General features: G+C 43.0%; 18 protein-coding genes. 9 read left to right on the top strand and 9 right to left on the bottom strand.

Annotated elements, in window-relative coordinates; genetic code table 11:
- Window positions 1–153: 153 nt before the first annotated feature.
- The 4 genes from FLAVO9R_RS11920 to FLAVO9R_RS11905 are packed head-to-tail and all read right to left on the bottom strand — an operon-like array spanning window position 154 to window position 3688.
- On the bottom strand, window positions 154–606 hold the full coding sequence (locus FLAVO9R_RS11920; protein ID WP_013783668.1) for a response regulator: 453 nt from the start codon (window positions 604–606) through the stop codon (window positions 154–156).
- Window positions 596–2110, bottom strand: a complete 1515-nt coding sequence (locus FLAVO9R_RS11915; protein ID WP_159531563.1) for a sensor histidine kinase — start codon at window positions 2108–2110, stop codon at window positions 596–598. The genes FLAVO9R_RS11920 and FLAVO9R_RS11915 overlap by 11 nt, the downstream gene beginning before the upstream one ends.
- 4 nt (window positions 2111–2114) lie before the next feature.
- Entirely contained in the window at window positions 2115–2339 is a 225-nt protein-coding gene (locus tag FLAVO9R_RS11910; RefSeq protein ID WP_057791242.1) for a hypothetical protein, read from the bottom strand.
- Window positions 2340–2356: 17 nt separating this feature from the next.
- Window positions 2357–3688 (bottom strand): sigma-54-dependent transcriptional regulator, encoded by a 1332-nt coding sequence (locus tag FLAVO9R_RS11905; protein WP_159531561.1) that lies wholly within the window; start codon window positions 3686–3688, stop codon window positions 2357–2359.
- A 577-nt stretch (window positions 3689–4265) separates the two neighbouring features.
- Between FLAVO9R_RS11905 and FLAVO9R_RS11900 the strand changes: the two genes are divergently transcribed.
- Complete coding sequence (locus FLAVO9R_RS11900; RefSeq protein ID WP_159531559.1) at window positions 4266–4871, top strand: exopolysaccharide biosynthesis protein; 606 nt, start codon at window positions 4266–4268, stop codon at window positions 4869–4871.
- A 72-nt stretch (window positions 4872–4943) separates the two neighbouring features.
- Here the strand turns inward: FLAVO9R_RS11900 and FLAVO9R_RS11895 are convergent, their stop codons facing one another.
- Both FLAVO9R_RS11895 and FLAVO9R_RS11890 read right to left on the bottom strand, forming a co-directional pair.
- Window positions 4944–5879 carry a LysR family transcriptional regulator gene (locus tag FLAVO9R_RS11895; protein ID WP_159531558.1) on the bottom strand — a complete coding sequence of 312 codons (936 nt, stop codon included), beginning with the start codon at window positions 5877–5879 and terminating at the stop codon, window positions 4944–4946.
- A gap of 73 nt (window positions 5880–5952) precedes the next feature.
- Window positions 5953–6303: a rhodanese-like domain-containing protein gene (locus FLAVO9R_RS11890; RefSeq protein ID WP_159531556.1), complete on the bottom strand. Its 351-nt coding sequence runs from the start codon at window positions 6301–6303 to the stop codon at window positions 5953–5955.
- A gap of 187 nt (window positions 6304–6490) precedes the next feature.
- Between FLAVO9R_RS11890 and FLAVO9R_RS11885 the strand changes: the two genes are divergently transcribed.
- Window positions 6491–6832 carry an ArsR/SmtB family transcription factor gene (locus FLAVO9R_RS11885; protein WP_159531554.1) on the top strand — a complete coding sequence of 114 codons (342 nt, stop codon included), beginning with the start codon at window positions 6491–6493 and terminating at the stop codon, window positions 6830–6832.
- Between the two features lie 40 nt (window positions 6833–6872).
- Here FLAVO9R_RS11885 and FLAVO9R_RS11880 read toward each other — a convergent pair whose 3' ends face one another.
- Both FLAVO9R_RS11880 and maoP read right to left on the bottom strand, forming a co-directional pair.
- Window positions 6873–7616 (bottom strand): PRC-barrel domain-containing protein, encoded by a 744-nt coding sequence (locus FLAVO9R_RS11880; protein WP_159531552.1) that lies wholly within the window; start codon window positions 7614–7616, stop codon window positions 6873–6875.
- A 266-nt stretch (window positions 7617–7882) separates the two neighbouring features.
- Entirely contained in the window at window positions 7883–8242 is a 360-nt protein-coding gene (gene maoP, locus FLAVO9R_RS11875; RefSeq protein WP_159531550.1) for a DUF413 domain-containing protein, read from the bottom strand.
- Window positions 8243–8630: 388 nt separating this feature from the next.
- Here maoP and FLAVO9R_RS11870 point away from each other — a divergent pair, with 388 nt between their 5' ends.
- From FLAVO9R_RS11870 to FLAVO9R_RS11855, 4 genes are all read left to right on the top strand, one after another.
- On the top strand, window positions 8631–8798 hold the full coding sequence (locus FLAVO9R_RS11870; protein WP_201299263.1) for a hypothetical protein: 168 nt from the start codon (window positions 8631–8633) through the stop codon (window positions 8796–8798).
- A gap of 128 nt (window positions 8799–8926) precedes the next feature.
- Entirely contained in the window at window positions 8927–9763 is an 837-nt protein-coding gene (locus FLAVO9R_RS11865) for a LysR family transcriptional regulator (protein ID WP_159531548.1), read from the top strand.
- Window positions 9764–9779: 16 nt separating this feature from the next.
- Window positions 9780–10130 (top strand): DUF2750 domain-containing protein, encoded by a 351-nt coding sequence (locus tag FLAVO9R_RS11860; protein ID WP_159531546.1) that lies wholly within the window; start codon window positions 9780–9782, stop codon window positions 10128–10130.
- Window positions 10131–10195: 65 nt separating this feature from the next.
- Entirely contained in the window at window positions 10196–10426 is a 231-nt protein-coding gene (locus FLAVO9R_RS11855) for a DUF2789 domain-containing protein (protein WP_159531544.1), read from the top strand.
- On the opposite strand, the gene FLAVO9R_RS11850 is transcribed toward FLAVO9R_RS11855, so the two are convergent.
- Window positions 10423–11079 carry a YceH family protein gene (locus FLAVO9R_RS11850; RefSeq protein WP_159531542.1) on the bottom strand — a complete coding sequence of 219 codons (657 nt, stop codon included), beginning with the start codon at window positions 11077–11079 and terminating at the stop codon, window positions 10423–10425. The genes FLAVO9R_RS11855 and FLAVO9R_RS11850 overlap by 4 nt on opposite strands.
- 166 nt (window positions 11080–11245) lie before the next feature.
- Here FLAVO9R_RS11850 and FLAVO9R_RS11845 point away from each other — a divergent pair, with 166 nt between their 5' ends.
- The 3 genes from FLAVO9R_RS11845 to FLAVO9R_RS11835 all read left to right on the top strand — a co-directional run bounded on the left by FLAVO9R_RS11845 (window position 11246) and on the right by FLAVO9R_RS11835 (window position 18794).
- Window positions 11246–12553 (top strand): ribonuclease J, encoded by a 1308-nt coding sequence (locus tag FLAVO9R_RS11845; RefSeq protein ID WP_373996592.1) that lies wholly within the window; start codon window positions 11246–11248, stop codon window positions 12551–12553.
- Window positions 12554–12665: 112 nt separating this feature from the next.
- On the top strand, window positions 12666–16847 hold the full coding sequence (locus FLAVO9R_RS11840; RefSeq protein ID WP_159531539.1) for an EAL domain-containing protein: 4182 nt from the start codon (window positions 12666–12668) through the stop codon (window positions 16845–16847).
- A gap of 267 nt (window positions 16848–17114) precedes the next feature.
- Window positions 17115–18794 (top strand): AMP-binding protein, encoded by a 1680-nt coding sequence (locus tag FLAVO9R_RS11835; protein WP_159531537.1) that lies wholly within the window; start codon window positions 17115–17117, stop codon window positions 18792–18794.
- The last annotated feature ends 68 nt before the right edge of the window (window positions 18795–18862 follow it).

Here is an 18862-nt window from a genome sequence, read left to right as displayed (position 1 = left end):
GCTCCATAAAACATTTGGTCGTAACTTAGCGCTGAATAGCTAGCGCTTTCAAACATAGCGGCCCTAATGGTTAGCGCCGTACAACATGAGTAACAATTTACTGAGCCCAAAATATTGACTCATAACAGCTTGAATCGAATAAATATGATTCAATTAATCGTGTGGCAATTCTACAAATTCAATCCAGTAGCGACCTAGTGCGCGCATTAGCTCGACGAGTCCTTCGAAGTTCACAGGTTTAGTGATATAGGAAGCACAGCCCAAGTCATATCCACGAAGCATGTCTTCTTCTTCTTTAGATGTAGTCAGAATGACCACTGGGATGCCACGTAATTTAGGATCGGTTTTCAATTCTTGTAACGCTTCTCTGCCGTCTTTACGTGGCATGTTGAGGTCTAACAGAATTAAACTGGGGCGGGGCGCTTTGCTCGCATCTGTATATTTACCTTCGTGGCGTAAAAATTCGAGTAACTCCACGCCATCTTCAACACAAAATAAGTTGTTTAACACACGGCTTTCTTTCAATGCGTCAACGGTTAATAGACGATCGTCCTCATCGTCATCTGCCATAAGAATATTAATTGGTTGGGTTTGTTTACGCGTCATGTGTGGTATCTCCATTATTATTTAGAGAGCCAAAAGGCTCACTGTTTGTTGGCAGAAGGATAGTAAAGGTTGCCCCTTTTCCTGGCGAGCTTTTTGCCGAAATTTGTCCATTGTGACGTTCAACAATGCGTCGGCATACTGCTAGGCCAATCCCCGTTCCTTTGTATTCGCTTCTTCCGTGTAAGCGTTGAAATGGGGCAAAAATCTTTTCTGCAAAACTTTGTTCAAAGCCAATGCCGTTGTCTGAAATTTGAATTTTAATCCAGTCATACTCGTCAGCTAACAATATGTCTTTCATGTCAGCTTCACTTGGCGTTGTAGCTGTAATTTCAATAAGAGGCTCTTTGTCAGCGGTTTGAAATTTCAGAGCGTTAGATAACAAGTTTAGAAACAGCTGATCAATTTGTGATTTGTCTGCGCGAATAGTTGGAATATCCTGCACAACAACATTGGCACCTTTTTCTTCGATGGCTATTTCTAAATCACCTAGTACACCATCGATAACTTCACCGACATTCACTTGCTCGAAATCTTTGCCTCGTGTAGAAACCCGAGAAAAAGACAAAAGGTCAGAAATCAACATAGACATACGCTCTGCCGCATTAAGCATACGGGCAAGAAAGTCTTGTCCACGTTCATCCATTACATCTTTGTAGCCAGAGTCTAATCGGTTACCGAATGCGCGAATTTTACGAAGCGGCTCTTGAAGATCGTGAGACGCCACAAAGGCAAAGTCTTCAAGCTCTCGGTTACTGCGGGCTAATTCATCTGAGTAAATTCGTAGTTCCTGAGTTCGTTCTGAAATTTTATGTTCTAGGTCTTCATTAACGTCAACAAGGGTATCTTTATGCTTTTCATTTTCTCGAATGTTGGCTTTTAACAACAAGAAGATTGAGATAATAAGAAATAGAGTGGTACCGGAAGAGATTAATAGTGTATTCACCGAGTCACGCCTTAGCTTCATTAAGCTTGCTAGGTGCGTGCCTTGGATATCTCTTTCAGACGAATCAATGCGTTCGAACATGTTCTCAAAATCGTTGTATAAATCAAGGCCCCTATCACTTTCAAGCAAGGTGAAGGCTTGATTTAAATCACCTACTCTTACCAGCTCTACAATCCGGACCATACCATTTATTTTAACGCGGGTAAGGGCGAGTAATTTTTCAATTCGTTGCGACTGTTGCGGCAGGTCGGATGCTAACGCACTTACTTCAACTTCGTCTGCTAACGCAGTGAAATTGTTTAAGGTTTCGGTGTATTCCTCAAGGTAGGCTTCGTCTTCGGTAAGAAGGAAACCTCGTGTGCCAGATTCGGCGCGCAACACGGCCACATGCAACTTGTTCACCGCACTTATCACGCGGCTTGTGGTAAACAAACGCGCTTCAAGGGCTGACAAGTCATCAAGGGTTTGAACCACATAAAATGAATTCGCAGTAATAATAGCAATCACGAATACCACCATGATCACCCAGCTGTATAGCGAAGACAAAACTTTGTTAAGCATTACATCAATCCAATAATGTGTCGCCAAAATCTGAAGTCATTTCAGAAAGGGAGTCACTGCAATCTTTTGCACTGGAAATTATTTTATCCAATGCTGCCATCGCTTTTTGGGCGGGAACTTCGCCATTAAGCGCCATTTTTACCAATTCAGCTTGCATAGAAATGCGATTCAGGGGTTTGCGTGCATCGTGTACATAGGTGCTCAATCGGGCAAACTCATCTTCTGTCATAACTTTTTCCTGCCTTATTAGTCTTCTTTGACCAAATCGCCATACGCGTGAAGTCGATTGTATAGGGTCTTAGTACTTATCCCGAGCATGTCAGCGGCCATGGTCTTATTTCCATTTACTTTCTCAAGCGTGGCGTAAATAAGTTCCTTTTCAACATCCTCAATAGTACGTCCAGCTTGAAGTGCTGGCGCTGTACTTTGCTTTTTAGCAAAAGGCGACTCTATGGTTTTAGGAAGCTCTATCACTTGTTTTGTCGGGTCGCTCATAATGGCTGCACGGTGAACAAAGTGCCTTAATTCACGCACGTTACCCGGCCAATCATAGGCTTGTAAGGTGTTTAGCTGACTTTCTTGCCAACTAAATTCAGAACCATTGTCTTTATTAAATTCTTCAATAAAGGTTTTAGCTAATAGAGGAATGTCTTCTTTGCGTTCGCGCAAAGTGGGTATGGTGATTGGAAACACCGCGAGTCTGAAGTAGATATCTTCACGTAGCACTTTGCTTTGTGCAATTTCTTCCATGGTTCGGTTGGTGGCTGACACTACGCGGCAATTAACCGGTATGGTTTTAGTACCGCCAACACGAATAACCACTTTATTTTCCAACACGCGTAGTAAGTTAGGCTGCATGTCGATAGGCATTTCAGTGATTTCATCTAAGAATAAACACCCGCCTTCAGCTTGTTCAAAAACTCCTTCTTTACGGCCAACTGCACCAGTAAAGGCGCCTTTTTCATGGCCAAATAATTCGCTACCAATCAGTTCTTTTGAAAAGGCACCACAGTTAGTGACGACATAAGGCCCTTCACTTTGAGAGGCGCGGTGAATGGCGGCTGCCACTACCTCTTTACCTACACCACTTTCGCCAAGCAGCATGACGTTAGCGCTCGTTCTGCTCACTCTTTCAATTAGTTTGTAGAGTTCTTTCATTGGCGCAGACTCGCCAATAAGTAAGTCGAAATGCTTTTCGATTTTTTCGCTGGTATCTTCAGCAACTTTAGGTTTCCCCGTTAATACCGCTTCAATGTCTTCACGCTGAATAGGTTTAACAAGGTAATCAATATTGGGGCCACATAAGCCTTTAATGACACCTTTTACCGATGGGTGTCCGGTAATAAGGGTAATACGTGGGCGTTTAGGAAGGGCGTTAAGTTCATCGAACAAGTGCGCGCCGCTGCCATCTGGCAACATGAAATCAAGTAATACATGATCGAAAGTTTCTTTCTTTAACCAGTCTCGCGCTTCGCCTAATGTGGCTGCGGTTAGTACTTCGTGACCGAGAAACTCAATAATAGTGCAGGCCACCTCGGTAAACTCGGCATCATCATCTACAAGTAAAACAGTTAACACTTGAATATCCCTTCTGTAATGACCAACCACTTCCTGATAGCTACACTAAGTGACTTGGGTAGGTGAATTGACCAGATTTTATAATTATTTGTGCATTATTACATTCAAACGTAGACCTTGTCGCATTCATACTCAACTTTGGTTGAACAATGCAGCAATATCTTTTAGCTAGCGTTACGATGCGTTCCACGCATTAAATTAAACGATGGCTAGCTAAATATAATCCGCACACCGACATATCTTTACCTGATAAAGCACAGATTGTGCCGTTTGCTACCAAAAAAGCACAGATTGAAACAGCGACCAACTCCAATGGCACAATTATCGCATTGTCATTCGCATTGTAGCTCTGTAACCGAATGCGAAAACTCAGCGCTTATGTCCAAATTTCTGAAAAATTTATCTCAGATTTTTACCTGTAGTCAGCGTTAAGTATAAGCGGTGTGTACGGTGATATTGCTCAACAAGTTTATTTATTGATGGAATAACCAAAGCGTATTGCGCTTCGCTATCACCCAAGACGCATAGGTTTCGATGGAAATAAGGCAGTTGTCTTAGCCATATATAGGGAATGAAAATGTTTAAGGAAACCGGTGCAAGATCAATGACACTTTATGAGTTGTTGGGAAAGATGCAGCCTAAAAACACCACTGATGTTATGGCGTTTTCCGAGTTTTGGAATGCCATGGAAAAAAGGGGGTTTGGACCCATGTTAGCTTTGCCTGCGTTTATTGCGGCAACGCCCATAGGAGCCATCCCCGGTGTGCCCACCATTACCGGTGTGACAATTTTACTGATAGCAATGCAAATTTTACTCGGTCGACGTCACCCGTGGCTTCCCGCTACCATTATGAAAATTGAAATGGATGCTGAGCGAATAGAATTTTTGGTTAATAAAATGAAACCCGTGGCGGTAAGGTTTGATCGTTTCTTAATGCCACGCTGGTTTTTTATGCGTCAACCTGTGTTTCGTTCTCTCATTGCGCTGAGCTGCGCGGCTTGTGGATTGATGATGGTGCCATTAGAGTTAGTGCCGTTCATGGGGTTAATACCGGCGTTTGCAGTATTGATTATGGCTATAGGTATGGCAACAGATGACGGTGCGGTAGCACTATTTGGATTGTCCATTGCCCTATTTGGCTTTTTGTATGGGGGACAACAATTAGCGCTAGGTATTGGATAGGCGAACTCAGCTTTCAATTACAGAACAAAAAATTAAGTATAATTCGGCGCTAACAGGTTGCCACTGCTTAAGCTACCGCTGTAAAGACTCTACGCATTGTTCAAGCATGCCATCAGCAGAAGGAAGCTGCATCGATTGGTATCGAAGTTCACCGATAAAGCTTCTCGCTGCGGGCCCTAGACCATCGCCATCTTCGAATGTGAGATAAAGCATAGCGCGGCGTAAACCGCTGCTGCTATCAAGAGGTAGTGGCAGCAATAGCCCTTCTTCTAATTCTTTTTTAATGATAGCGATAGGTAACCAAGCAAATCCAAGTCCTTGAGAAATCATATCTACTGACGTTCTAATGTGGCTAACCGTCCAGCGTTGCTCAGCGCCAAGCCAACCTGCATCAACTTTACGTTCAGCCGATGAATCCCTTACTACAATTTGACGATGCGACTTCAAATCTTCTAGTGTTAACGCACGGTCGAGAGCGTGCAAAGGATGATCGACATGCGCTACAGCGGCAAAGTCTATCTCGCATAAATCTTCACTGAATCCGCCGGGGTAGGGGAAAGGTGAAATCGCGATATCGACATTGCCACTATCAAGCAAGGAGTTAGCGCCGCTTAACACGGTTTCTTCAATCTCGATACGTAGAAGAGGAAATTCTTCAGACACTTTGCTCAATACATTATAAAGTAAGTCTGATGGGAAAATGATATCAACAGCGATGCGAAGAAGGGTTTCGGTTCCCGCTTGTAAGCTAGCCGCTACAGCTTCTAACTTCTGAGCTTCATTTAATACAAACGCCGCTCGCCGATACATTAACTCGCCTTGAGGAGAGAGTTTTACTTTACGCCCACTGTTTTCAAACAGCACAACGCCAATGGCGTTTTCTAACTTTTGAACTGCGTGATGCACACTAGATTGGCTCTTGTGCACTAATGCGGCAGCTTGATTGAAGCCTCCCGCATCAACCACTGCCTTAAACATGCGCCACTGTTCTAACGTAGATTTTAACATCCGCGAGCTCTAATCGATTATTCTGTCACAGTATAGCGCGGTTATACCACAAGCGGCCAGAGGCTGTCAGCGCTTATGCGTCGGTGGCTTGCTTAATATCGCTAATTGAACACGTTACCACGCTCACGTTGTCATACCCCATGTTCATTAGCTGTTCGGCAGCTAACTTAGCACGAATGCCTGAGGCGCAATGAATATAGATTGGAAATTTGGCATCTTTACATTTTTCGATAACTTTCATCTCAAGTACGCCACGAGGAATATTTAACGCAGCTTCTACAGGGCTAGAAGCTGCCTCTGCGGGTTCACGAACATCTAGTAATAACCCATGATTAGAAGATATTTCCTGCATTGCTTCTTTAGCCGTTATACAACGAATGGGGAAAGGGATATTGGCGATTCTAGTACTGATATCAATTAACATTGAGGCACCTTGAAGAATAATAATAAGTTTACTATATGAGGAATGCGCTATATTTTCTACCTTCTGCTTTTATTATATTTTTATAAAAAAGTGACATTGAGTTTTGGCGTTCACCGCTATAGTAGTATACTTTAGTATAAGGTGGCAGGGTGGTAGCCTGTTTACGTAACTTTATAAGTGAGTTGTTATGACTGATAATTTAGCCGTTGATGATTTATCTGTGAATATGAGCGAAATGGCTCAATATACAATGGAAGCTGAGCTTTATCTTAAGCAGTTGGCAAATAAAACCCGTTTAATGGTGTTGTGTTCTTTAATGGACAAAGAGTTATCTGTTACTCAAATGTTAGACCATGTAGACGTTTCACAGCCAGTAATTTCACAGCATCTAGCACTATTAAGAGAATCTAAAATGGTGGCCACACGCCGAGACGGACAAACCATTTATTATCGATTGGCCGATGAAAGGGTGAAGCAAACCATAGGCTTGCTCCACAAGTTCTTTTGCGCTCAGAACGACTTAACTTAACTGATAGTTAATCGCTCTTGTTCGAATTGTACTCGTCCAGCTAGACAAGTTTAGCGTTTGCCACCAATGCCTCTACATATGCAGCGTCACTCAATTTATCAAGGTCAACTTCCGGTCTAGCCATCAATCCCTCGTGGGTTAGGTCGACAGAGACATTGTGAGAAGACCAATCAATTTTCCTGATGTCAGAGGGCAGTACTGCAAGCTTTTTACCACCAGGAAGCCAGTTATTTGTATCAACCACTAACAACTGAATCTGCCACCCCTCAGTATCAAACACGAAATCGCTAATATGTCCTACATTATCATCTTGGGTTGCCACTTCGTAACCACTGACTTCTCCGCAAGCCCGTAAGTGATTTTCAGGTTTATTTTCTAGTTCTTCTTTACCCATGGCCGTTAACTCAGGATCGGCTAGTTGATTGGGATGAGCGAAATCGCCCCAAGCGCCAGGGCCTATCCAGTAATAACCATAACCAAAGTAACGAAATAATGTTTCTTCAAATTCTCTTGAAACAGGTTTATGTTCGTCAATTGATGGGCTGTTTTTAAGCGTGTCTGCAGTCATGGAAACATCCACGGTTTCTTCTTCCTGATCCAACCGTGTGACCGAAATAGGTGATATCACCACTTTCCTGCTAAGGGGAAGCCATGTATTCGTATCGGCAACCACATACCTCACGACGAAATCTTTATCGTCAAACAATATATCTCGTACGCCGCCTATGTCCTTATCGGTAGCATGAATTGAAAAATGTTTAATCTGTTTATATGACACCATCATCGCTGCGCCTCCTTTGCCTTGTGGCTTGGGTAATTCATTAGATATTGTTCTACTATTTTTCAACAGCGTGGTTTGCGTAAAATAGCAATTTCACAATGCTAAGTTATTAATATAGAACCATCTGTTTGAACATTACAAATATGCAAAGATTTGTTCGAGCGCAATCTAGATATGGATCAACAAAGTGGGGAATAACGGGGCATATCACAAATAAAATCAACCAGCCCGATTGGCACCAAGCTGGTTGAGGCGATGTTGAGTTGTAATTAGGCTACATCGAATGCTTCATCACTGTAATCTTCATCGTAATCTGATTGGTTACTCGCGGCGCTGCTATGCAGTGTATAGAAATGTTTCTTGCCTCGAGACAAGCGTACATACTTGGCCCAAGTGCGCTCAACAGTATTGTCAGCTTCCACTTTACCATTAATAAAGTCTAGAAAATGGCGCTCATCATCCGTCTCTGGTGCTAACTCTCCACATTCCAGTGCCAGCAGGGTTTTTCCATAACCGGTTAGTATATCTGCCTCACCAATACTGAAATCGCCAGATTTTCGAAAGCCATAAGGAAATTTTTGTCTATCTATAAAAGGTTTTTGAGAAACGCGGATTGATAAATTTTTCATGGTTGTACCCAGCATTGAGTTGTCTTCAAGCGAACTTTTAAGACAAAAGAATCAGAACATAAAACAAAACATTTTTTCCTTATCAATAAAAAATTTTGTTGGAAAATATAAAGTGTAAATATGTACGAGTTTGTGGGGTGTAAAAAGTGTGTGTGTGTAAAGATTTTTTCTTTTAATTTTATATAAGGTTATGAATATAATGTAATTTTGCTGTTTTTTTGATTCAGCATTGAAGAGGTGCCTGGGCGTAGGTGAATTGAGGGGATAATGCGAAATACGTGAGCGAAACCCACTATAAAAAATTATTGTCGCAACGATGATAAAAATTCGTTTTCTATTTTTGGTGCCAAGACAATAATGACGAAGTGGCAATAACCTAGAGATAGACATGAGTAAAGACTATCGTTACCAAAGTGAAGAATTGGACTCGGTAGAAGAGGAAGACTTTCACACCAAGAAGGTGAGCGCTAAGCGCCACCAAAGCGTAAAGAACAAACAAAATCGTGACTTACAACGTCGAGAGAAACAGCGCCGTTTGATGCACGAAGGCAGTTAATACGCTTCTTAGTTGAAAATAAATACAGCGCACTGCTTTTATAGCAGTGCGCTGCTGTGCTTTTGTGTTTACATGCCGTATTATCTGTGACAGTTTACAATCACTTATTTATCGGTTTTGTAAGAAGCATGGATATACGCTTTCTCACCACATTTATTGAAGTTGCAAAAACCCGACATTTTGGCAAAGCAGCTGAAAATCTTTATCTAACGCAATCTGCGGTAAGTGCGCGGATCAAGTTGCTAGAAGAATATTTTCATACCACGCTATTCATACGCCAGCGCAATAGTATTCAGCTAACCCAATCGGGTGAAAAGCTGTTGCCGTATGCACGCCAACTTTGCAGTACGCTTAATGAAGCTAAGCAAGAGCTACAAATTCAATCTTCTGAATATGTAGTGTGCGGTGCAACGCAGTTAGCCAGTGAATTAATGTTGCCAACCACCTTGAGTCACCTTCACAATACCTTTCCCGATTGGTCAGTTAAAGCAGAAGTACTCTCCCTCGATGGCTTATCTCGTCAATTACACGAGCGGGTGACTGACTTAGCTTTTTCAACAGAGCCGCTAAAGTCAGAAGAAGTTAAAAGTGAAGTGTTACTGGAAAAACAATTAGGGTTATACCGAATCGGCGAAGGCGGTAATGTGGTAGACGCGGCAGAGTTTGTGGCCATTGATTGGGGCAGCAAAGCCAGAGATCTATTGCTTACGTTATACCCTCAGCTTCGTGATGCTAAACTGCGGACGAACTCACTCAACTTAGCCCTAAATAACCTACAATATGAAGGTGGCGTTGCTGTACTCCCTGAAGGAACGGTAAATCAACTTGATCCAACTATCGCAATTTCACTAATACAGCCTTTAGAAGGTATAACGATGAAAGTTTATCTTCACACCATGAAACAAGTCAGGCGTGTGGGGCTTGAAGCCTTAATTACCAGTGTATCGGCCATACACCCAGCCTAATAGCAAAGAGAAAATTATGACAACTCAACACCCATTATTACAAATGAACGCGTTCGAACGCTTAGAAGCCAGCGTTGAATTAATTAAAACCTCGGGCAAGCTTTTCATTCTTAAAGATGAACATGGTTGTGTGATGTTAACCACAGACGATGAAGATGGCATTCCTGTATGGCCAGAATCATCTCTTGCTTTGCTATGGGCAACTGAAGATTGGTCAGACTGTGAAGCGATGGAAATCTCTACCAAAGACTTTCTTAACAAATGGGTGGGCGGCATGACGCAAGACAATCTTACGGTTATGGTTTGTCCGGTACCAGGAGAAGAAGGTGAAGTGATGGAACCAGAGGAATTTGCACAGCAAATTTAATGATCCCATCATTTGCTTTTAGCGTTTCAATATTAACGGATTATCATGATTGAAGAGGAGCTACCATGTTTACTGAACAACCGACTATGAGCAGTTTGTTTGAACAGTTAGGGCTAGCTAGTAGCGATGAAGCGATAGAAAGTTTTATTGAAACGCACAAAGGCTTAAATAAGCGCCAACATATTTTCGAAGCGCCGTTTTGGTCTGAAAGCCAAGCGGATTTCTTGAAAACGGCTATCGAAGACGACGCTGATTGGGCTGAAGTTATTGACCAACTTAACGTACGTTTACACTAGTCGCCAGATGCTAAGTCATTAATTCTCGATTCTAAATCGGCAAGGGTGGCTTTTACTTGCAGTAGAGCCGCTTTTAGTGTTTCAACAGTATCAGTGTTTTCGTTTTTGCTTTCACTGCCACTGTTATTATTCTCGTTCTCATCTAGCTGACAAAATGTGTGGTTATAGCGTATCTCTCTTTTACCTGACTCTCTTGGTAATGAGTAAATAAGCGCATCGGGCTGGTAAGCAAGTAAGCTGCTGATGGTTGCCTCTACATCACTGATATCGGCAAACTGAGCTAATCGCTGGCACCGCCCCCTCAGTTCACCGGGTGTTTGCGGACCACGTAGCAAAAGTTCAGTAATAATGGCCTGTTGATGATCACTCAGTTTTATATCGCCAAATTCGGTATTGCAAAAACGATGAGAGTACTTGTCCACACGGCTACCGTAACCAGACGAAGCTTGAACAATTCGTTTGCCTTTCAACCCATCAAGAATTTTGATTACCTCGTCTTCAGTTAACTGGGTCACGGGCAATCGGTTACTTTTTTGGTTACACCCATTGGTCAGCGCATTAAGTGACAAAGGGTATTGTTCTGGCGTAGTGACTGACTTTTCAAGCAATACACCAATAACACGTGCTTCCATATCAGATAAAGTCGTGGTCATGACAGATATTCGGTCTTTAAGTATTTACGTATGAAAGTATAGTAACAACTCTCATGGAAGTTTTATATTCTAACCTGCAAGCAGTTAAAGGAGTGGTTAAGGTTTGATAACGCCGAAAAAAGAGGAACTTTGGTTTTTGCCCTTAGGGGGAACGGGCGAAATAGGCATGAACCTGAACCTGTATGGGCATGACGGCAAGTGGTTAATGGTAGATTGCGGGGTGTCGTTCGACGAACCTCTTATTCCTCCTTATCGCTATTCTGGCACAAATAAGCAAACTCATCATAGGGTAGTGGCACCAGACCCCTCCTTTATTGCAGCGCAAAAAGAAAACATCGCGGGGATTGTAATTACCCATGCTCATGAAGATCACGTTGGCGCATTGCCGTATCTATGGGCGCGTTTTCAGTGCCCCATCTACACCACCTCGTTTACTGCCGAAGTGTTACGCCGCAAACTGGCACAAACAAAATTAGTCAATAAAGTGCCTATAGTAGAGATTGCCACTGAGCAAACGCTGACACTGGGGCCATTTAATGTAAGTTGGTTATCGGTAACCCATTCGTTGCCCGAGCCTTATGCATTAAAAATAGCCACATCAGCGGGCACGGTTTTGCATACTGCCGATTGGAAAATAGACGCGCAGCCTATTACCGGTAAGCCTTTTGACAGTAATACTTACCGCGCCTTAGGGAACGAAAATATTCTTGCCATGGTGGGGGATTCTACCAATGCAACAAAACCGGGTTTCTCAATCTCTGAACGCAATTGCTATGATGGTTTGTTAAGTACAATTAAACCACTGAAGGGCAGAGTAGTCGTAACGTGTTTTGGTAGTAACATAGCGCGGCTAATTACCCTTGCAAGGGTTGCCCAAAAAACTGGGCGCTACATTGCGTTATACGGGCGCTCACTCATCAATATGTACAGCATTGCCCGCCAGCAAGACATTTGGCCTGTAGATTTGCCTGTGGCAGATGCGTTTCACTTAGGGTACTTACCACCAAATGAAGTACTCGCGGTGGCAACAGGCAGTCAGGGTGAGAAAAATACGGCCCTTTCTCGAATGGCTAATGACAGTCACCCTCATTTGCAATTAGACAAAGGCGATACCGTGATTTACTCCGCTATTGCGATACCGGGCAATGAGGATAGCATCAAGCGGGTAAACAGTGTGCTTAGTGCTAGAGGCGTTAAGGTAATAATGAGTGAAGAGAGTCAATTGCCCATTCATGCAAGCGGGCATCCGTGTGCCGAAGAACTCAAACTCATGTATCACTGGGTGAAACCTCAAATTGCTATTCCTGTGCACGGCGAAGAGGAGCACCTTAAAGCACACGCGATGATTGCCAAGGAATGTGGTGTAAAAAAACACTATGTGGGGCAAAACGGTGACTTGTATCGCTTAGCACCTCAACCGAGCATCCGACGGCAAGTTATTAATACTGGGCGAGTTCCTGTACAACAAGACTAATAAAGTGAAACGGACGAGCGTCTTAGTAACTTAATGGTACTGACTGCAATTTACTCAAACATTCTGATACACTATAAAAAATAATAATAACGATTCATTCATGCGAGTTGTCATGCGCTGGTACCTAATCTCAGTTTTGTTTGCTGTCTGTTTCGTTAGCACTGTTAGCTACGCTGAGCCCCCCCGTCTTTCAAATCCCGTATTCCAATCGCTATCCACTAAAAATGGGCTTCCACAAGACGTAGTTAACGACATCGCTATTGATAAGGATGGCTTTGTGTGGATAGCTACTGATGGCGGCGTGGCGCGTTGGGATGGTGTTAGAACCAAAATCATAAAAGGCCCTAACGACCTCTTCGTTAATGCTTCAATAAACAAGATTAGCCTGGAAACTGACAAAGCGTTGTGGATAAGCACGTACGCATCGGGTGTTTACCGTCTTGATTTCAACACCCAAGTCATCACGAAACAAGTGGCGTTGCCTTTTTCAACCCAAGAAGATTGGTTGCAGGATGTGAGTCAATTTTTTTGGCAAAATGAAACCACGTTATTCATTGCCATGCCTGAACAGGTCGTTCGCTTTGATACTAACACCATGTCTTACGAGTCGATATTCACGCTAAGTGAAGAACTGATTGCTCAACGGCATTTCATCCGAGACATTATCGTCGTGGACAATTGGCTGTTACTGGCCACCAGTGATGGATTGGATGCCCTTGATTTATCCATTGCTGATGCAGAAGCCATTTCCGTTAGTTACCTAAACGGCGTTGAGCCCGATGTGGATAACCTAAATACTAAGTTTTTACTGCATGACACACAAGGCCGAATTTGGGTAGGTACCGTTAATGGGTTATTTCAAACCACGAAAGCCGAATTGTTATCTCATGTTGTTAGCGGCAAGTCGTCGGGGTTTCAGCTGGTAGTCAAAAGCCGCAATGTCTGGACGATGGAGCAACGTGATGACAACGCATTTTGGTTTGGCACCAACGAAGGCCTATTTGAATTACAGCTTAGCCAAAATAAGTGGGTGAGTGAACACATTCTTGAGCCTCATAACGGCAGAACAGAGCTTTCTAACAAGCGCATTGTTGATATTGAAACCGATTATGCCGGTAATCTTTGGTTAAGTTCGGTCTATGCGGGGGCACTGTATTTTGGGGTGAAAAGCGCCGAAATTTACGCTATTCAAAACAATCGAAATGACAAAAGCACAACGCTAAGCGACAGTGTGGTTTGGTCTTTAACCCAAACTGATAAAGACGTGTTGTGGATCGGAACCGAAAATGGGCTGAATCGATTTAACCTCGTAACGCGCACATCTGAACAATTCATTACTTCTGATAGTGAATTTGTGGCCGAAAGAGAGTGGCTGGTTGAAAAGTTAGTACCAACGGGCGATGGCAGGTTGTATGTGCAAACTTACATGGGTATCCGGTTATTCGACCCCAGTACTGGAAAGTTATCCATGCCTCCACTGCAATCATCTTCTGATAACGATGTGTTCAATGCCTGGAACTCCAGCATTACTTTAGGTGCCGATGGCGACTTATATTTTGTTGGGAATCATTACTACCGCTACAACTTAGAAGCGCAAAAATTAGATATTATCGATTTGGACGAGGATATCTTCGATATCAATTTTTCCATAGGCTTTTTAGGTGCGTCCTCTTATCACGACAACCGGTTGTTTCTCGCCATGGTTGGCGGACTATGGCTGGTTGACCCTGTTACCTTAGCGCATGAACTGGTCTATCGCTTTTCAGAAAAGCAACGAGCCAATGAACGGTCGATAACGTCATGGGTTATCGATAACACAGGTGTGCTGTGGTTAGCTTTTAGTGGTTATGGGTTATTCGGGGTAGATGCCGACACTTTTGAGCCGCTTTATAAGTTAAACGAGAGTAACTTGTTGCTCTCCAATATCGTTTACGGTCTACAAAAAGACAGTAATGGGGATATTTGGTTTAGCTCGCATTCTGGATTGCATCGTTACTCACCAGCCTCAGCTCAAGTACAAAACTTTATTTATGGCCGAGAGTTATCAGTGTCAGAGTTTAATCAAGGCGCATCACTTGAGCTCATTGATGGGCGACTCGCCTATGGTTCAACATCAGGTGTTGTGGTTTTCTCTCCTGCTTTACTCAAACAAATCGGTAGTAACTCGAACCTGGTTTCAAGACAAACTGCCATTACTGATGTCAGTGTCGATTCTCGTGAGCTTCCACTCCCATTAGGCAATCTAAACGGGCAGAATATCAGTTTGGATTATCAAGATTACGGAATGACTATCCATTTTTCATCCTTGTCGATGAATGGAGTGGGTAAAGCAAAGTATCACTACACCTTATTACGCTACAATCAAGTTATCAGCGAGGGCGTGTCAGAAGACGATAAAATCACCCTAACCAACTTGGAGCCAGGTCGTTATCACTTTACAGTGGGGCCACTTGCCAGCAGTGTAGAATATAACGTTTTACCGGCGACTTTGACGTTTGATATGCCTTATGTGCCATGGCGTTCGCCCTTCGCCTATGCAGCGTATTTCACCTTGATACTACTGGTTATCATTGCGTACGTGGTATCACGACAGCGTCATCTATTTCGACTCCAAAAAGCGCAGCAGCAAGCGTTACTTTTCAACGATGCATTTCGCCAAACCCGAGACTGGGTGCTTATTTTTGATAAAAATAAAGTGCCAGTGGCTGCAAATCCCGCATTTGAAAACGTATTTAATTTCAACACTAAAGAATCGTTAGCAAAGCAAATTGACAGGCTATTTACCCGTTACCCTACATTGGAATGGCAGCTATCTGGCAAGCTCTCTGATCTTAAAGGGGGAGAGTTTTGGAAAGACGAAGCGGTAATTGAAGGCGCTGACACGAAGCAGTACGACGTACTTATAGACATTAGTGCTGTTAAAGGTAACGAAATGGGCGAGCAACCTGACCATTATTTGCTCGTGGTGTCCGACATTACTGAGCAAAAAAATGCGGAACGCAAATTGTTAAAGCTTGCTAATTACGATGGCCTGACGGGCTTAGTTAACCGCAGTTTGCTACTGGACAGATTAGAGCATGCCATTGCTGGGGCGCGTCAACAAAATACCCATGTTGCAGTGTTATTTGTTGATTTAGACCGCTTTAAAGGCATTAACGATTCACTAGGCCATGATTATGGCGATAAGCTACTTAAGGTGGTGGCTAATCGAATGCGCAATTTGGCATCTGATGCAGGCACCGTAGCTCGCTTGGGCGGCGATGAGTTTGTGATTGTCATTGAAGACATGGAAACCACGGACGGGCTAACCTCTTTTGTGGCACAGTTAATTGAGTCGGTAGAAACACCAATTTCGCTGGCCAATGAAGTGCTACGTGTATCTTGTAGTGTGGGTATTGCCTTTTACCCCGATGATGCCACAGAGCCCGCCGAGCTTATTAAGCAAGCCGATGTGGCCATGTATTCTGCAAAGAAAGATACGCTTAGTGGCTTCACATATTTCACAAAAGATATGAATGATAGGGCCAAACATAGGCTCATCACAGAAAACCTTATAAAACGGGCTTATTCTGAAGACAGTTTCTTCAACCATTACCAGCCAATCATTAATACCCGCGAAAAAAACACCATAGGGGTTGAGCTATTACTGCGTGGTGAGCTAGATGGTAATCCCATTTACCCAGACGTCTTTATTCCAGTATTAGAAGAGCTGAGGTATATCATCGAAGTGACTCGAGCGGCGATGCGTAGGGCTGCCGCAGACCTCGCTATGTGGTATGAGGATGGCTTTAGAGGCTTCGTTTCAATCAATTTATCTGCCCTTCATTTTAAAACTGAATTTGATTTAGAGGGTGTTTTTTCGTTACTAAAAGAATTCAATTTGCCAAAGGAAGCGTTTCGTTTTGAAATTACGGAAGGGGTATTGATGGATGATAGTGACAATGCGCTGCGTCAAATTGAACGCTTCGTTGATGCAGGTTTCATTCTAGCGTTAGATGATTTTGGTACGGGCTATTCGTCGTTAAGTTATCTTAAGCGTTACCCACTATCAGTACTTAAAATAGACAAGAGTTTCGTTAACGATATGGCACCAGGTAATGCTAACGACGCGTTGGTTACCACCACAATTACCCTCGCTAGCAGCTTAAATATGCTGAGTGTTGCTGAGGGGGTTGAAACTCAAGAGCAGGCATTAAGTTTGTCTGAGAAAGGCTGTGTATTACATCAGGGCTACTTTTACGCTAAACCTATGCCTAGCAGCGAACTATCCCCTTACCTGAACAAACAATGGTGAGTGAATTCTGCGATTAGAGTATACCGAGGAATTCCTAAAGTGCTGGAATAACGGATGTTTGATTAAAAATGACGCGTATTAGATCATCATAGAAGTTAAGTCTGAACTATAAGAAATCTAAATTTCAGGCGCTACGCCACGTCATTCATCGCATGAAATGTAAACGTCCGTTTAAAAAGCTTGTTATTCATCTGAAAATAAGGCTTATTAGAGATCTGTGAAATGATTGTAAAAATAAGCTACATTATAACAACATATGAGTGACCTATGCCGCTAGACATGACAGCAAACGCAAACAGCACTGAAGTGATTAAATCGCCATTAAGTATGTTGTACCACTGGGAGCAAACCAGTGGGGACGACGTTTTCCTTACTCAACCTGTTAATGGTGAATATCAAAATTATACGTGGAAGCAGGTGGGTAACCTTGCTCGTCGCGTAGCGAAACGACTTGAAGAAATGGCGTTGCCGACGGGCAGCCGTATCGGTATTTTCTCAAAAAACTGTGCAGAATGGTTTATTACCGATTTAGGTATTATGATGGCAGGGCACATCTCAGTGCCCATTTTCTCTACTGCCGGCCCTGACACAGTTCAATATGTTCTCAAGCACGCCGACGTTCAATTATTGTTCGTAGGTAAGTTAGATAATACTGCAGAGCAAGTAGCGTCTATCCCAGCCGAATATAATACCGTCGCGTTCCCTTATCCGAATATTGATACCAAGCAACAATGGAAAGCGTTTATCGATTGTTCGCCAATAGATGATTCTCCTGTTCAAGATATGAATAGTATCATGACTATTATCTATACATCGGGCAGTACGGGTCAGCCGAAGGGGGTAGTGCACAGTTACTACTCTATCTGTTGGGCGGCGCAAAAATCCTTGGAGCAACTTAGCGTTGACAGTACCGATCGGATTTTGAGTTACCTTCCCCTTGCTCACATTACCGAACGGGTTCTGGTTGAATTAGCCAGCTATTACAGTGGTGGCAAAATCCATTTTGTTGAAACGCTATCGTCGTTCCAACGTGATGTGCTTCATTGTGAGCCTACCTTGTTTATTTCAGTGCCACGTCTTTGGACTAAGTTCCAGATGGGCGTATTGGCTAAAATGCCACAGAAAAAACTCGATACCTTACTGAAAATTCCCCTTATTAATAAGTTGGTAGCGAAGAAAGTACGTAAAGGTATTGGTATCGACAGCGCGCGATTATGGGCCAGTGGTTCAGCACCATTAGCGCCTGCTGTTATCGAATGGTTCGCTAAAATTGGCGTTTATATCTCAGAAGGTTGGGGTATGACGGAAAACAGTGCCTACGGCACTAGCAGCGTGCCTTTCCGTCACGACAAAATTGGCTGTATTGGAAAAGCTTATCATGGTGTAGATGTTCGTATTTCAGAAGAAGGCGAGATTCAAGTTAAAGCGCCTTGTAATATGCTGGAGTACTACCTAGAGCCAGATAAAACAGCAGAAGTTTTTACTGATGATAAGTATCTTCGCACGGGTGATAAAGGCGTTATTGATGCAGACGGTTACGTTAAGATTACCGGCCGATTGAAAGATATTTTCAAAACAGCCAAGGGCAAATACGTAGCGCCCGCACCAATTGAAGCTAAATTTATGGAAAACCCTATCGTAGAACAGGTTTGTGTAACGGGGAATAACCTTCCTCAACCTGTCGCGTTGTTAGTTCTGAGTGAAGATGCACAGAAGCATGATAAGACCAGTGTTGAAGCTAGCCTTAAAAAGACTTTTGAACATATCAATGCGAAGCTAGAAAGCCACCAAGTTATGGATCGCGTAGTTATTATGAAAAATGAGTGGAGTATTGAGAACGACTTACTTACCCCTACACTTAAGGTAAAACGTCACGTGCTTGAAGAGCGTTTTGACGGCGTAATTCAAGGTGAATACAAAGAAAAACTAGTATGGGTAGATGCTTAACTTATCGGTTTAGCAGCGTAAATAATAATAAAGCCGAGCACATGACTAAGCTCGGCTTTTTTGTAGGT

It is taken from the genome of Alteromonas sp. 38 (assembly GCF_902506055.1).
In the GTDB taxonomy this organism is placed as follows: domain Bacteria; phylum Pseudomonadota; class Gammaproteobacteria; order Enterobacterales; family Alteromonadaceae; genus Alteromonas; species Alteromonas lipotrueae.
The sequence above is the reverse complement of the archived record's forward strand: the minus strand, read 5'-3'. Positions and strand labels throughout refer to the sequence as shown.

What these genes read in the sequence shown, in the direction of transcription:
- FLAVO9R_RS11920 (WP_013783668.1), bottom strand. Translation starts at nt 606, where the DNA reads ATGACGCGTAAACAAACCCAACCAATTAATATTCTTATGGCAGATGAC.
- FLAVO9R_RS11915 (WP_159531563.1), bottom strand. Translation starts at nt 2,110, where the DNA reads ATGCTTAACAAAGTTTTGTCTTCGCTATACAGCTGGGTGATCATGGTG.
- FLAVO9R_RS11910 (WP_057791242.1), bottom strand. Translation starts at nt 2,339, where the DNA reads ATGACAGAAGATGAGTTTGCCCGATTGAGCACCTATGTACACGATGCA.
- FLAVO9R_RS11900 (WP_159531559.1), top strand. Translation starts at nt 4,266, where the DNA reads ATGTTTAAGGAAACCGGTGCAAGATCAATGACACTTTATGAGTTGTTG.
- FLAVO9R_RS11895 (WP_159531558.1), bottom strand. Translation starts at nt 5,879, where the DNA reads ATGTTAAAATCTACGTTAGAACAGTGGCGCATGTTTAAGGCAGTGGTT.
- FLAVO9R_RS11890 (WP_159531556.1), bottom strand. Translation starts at nt 6,303, where the DNA reads ATGTTAATTGATATCAGTACTAGAATCGCCAATATCCCTTTCCCCATT.
- FLAVO9R_RS11885 (WP_159531554.1), top strand. Translation starts at nt 6,491, where the DNA reads ATGACTGATAATTTAGCCGTTGATGATTTATCTGTGAATATGAGCGAA.
- FLAVO9R_RS11880 (WP_159531552.1), bottom strand. Translation starts at nt 7,616, where the DNA reads ATGATGGTGTCATATAAACAGATTAAACATTTTTCAATTCATGCTACC.
- maoP (WP_159531550.1), bottom strand. Translation starts at nt 8,242, where the DNA reads ATGAAAAATTTATCAATCCGCGTTTCTCAAAAACCTTTTATAGATAGA.
- FLAVO9R_RS11870 (WP_201299263.1), top strand. Translation starts at nt 8,631, where the DNA reads ATGAGTAAAGACTATCGTTACCAAAGTGAAGAATTGGACTCGGTAGAA.
- FLAVO9R_RS11865 (WP_159531548.1), top strand. Translation starts at nt 8,927, where the DNA reads ATGGATATACGCTTTCTCACCACATTTATTGAAGTTGCAAAAACCCGA.
- FLAVO9R_RS11860 (WP_159531546.1), top strand. Translation starts at nt 9,780, where the DNA reads ATGACAACTCAACACCCATTATTACAAATGAACGCGTTCGAACGCTTA.
- FLAVO9R_RS11855 (WP_159531544.1), top strand. Translation starts at nt 10,196, where the DNA reads ATGTTTACTGAACAACCGACTATGAGCAGTTTGTTTGAACAGTTAGGG.
- FLAVO9R_RS11850 (WP_159531542.1), bottom strand. Translation starts at nt 11,079, where the DNA reads ATGACCACGACTTTATCTGATATGGAAGCACGTGTTATTGGTGTATTG.
- FLAVO9R_RS11845 (WP_373996592.1), top strand. Translation starts at nt 11,246, where the DNA reads ATGAACCTGAACCTGTATGGGCATGACGGCAAGTGGTTAATGGTAGAT.
- FLAVO9R_RS11840 (WP_159531539.1), top strand. Translation starts at nt 12,666, where the DNA reads ATGCGCTGGTACCTAATCTCAGTTTTGTTTGCTGTCTGTTTCGTTAGC.
- FLAVO9R_RS11835 (WP_159531537.1), top strand. Translation starts at nt 17,115, where the DNA reads ATGCCGCTAGACATGACAGCAAACGCAAACAGCACTGAAGTGATTAAA.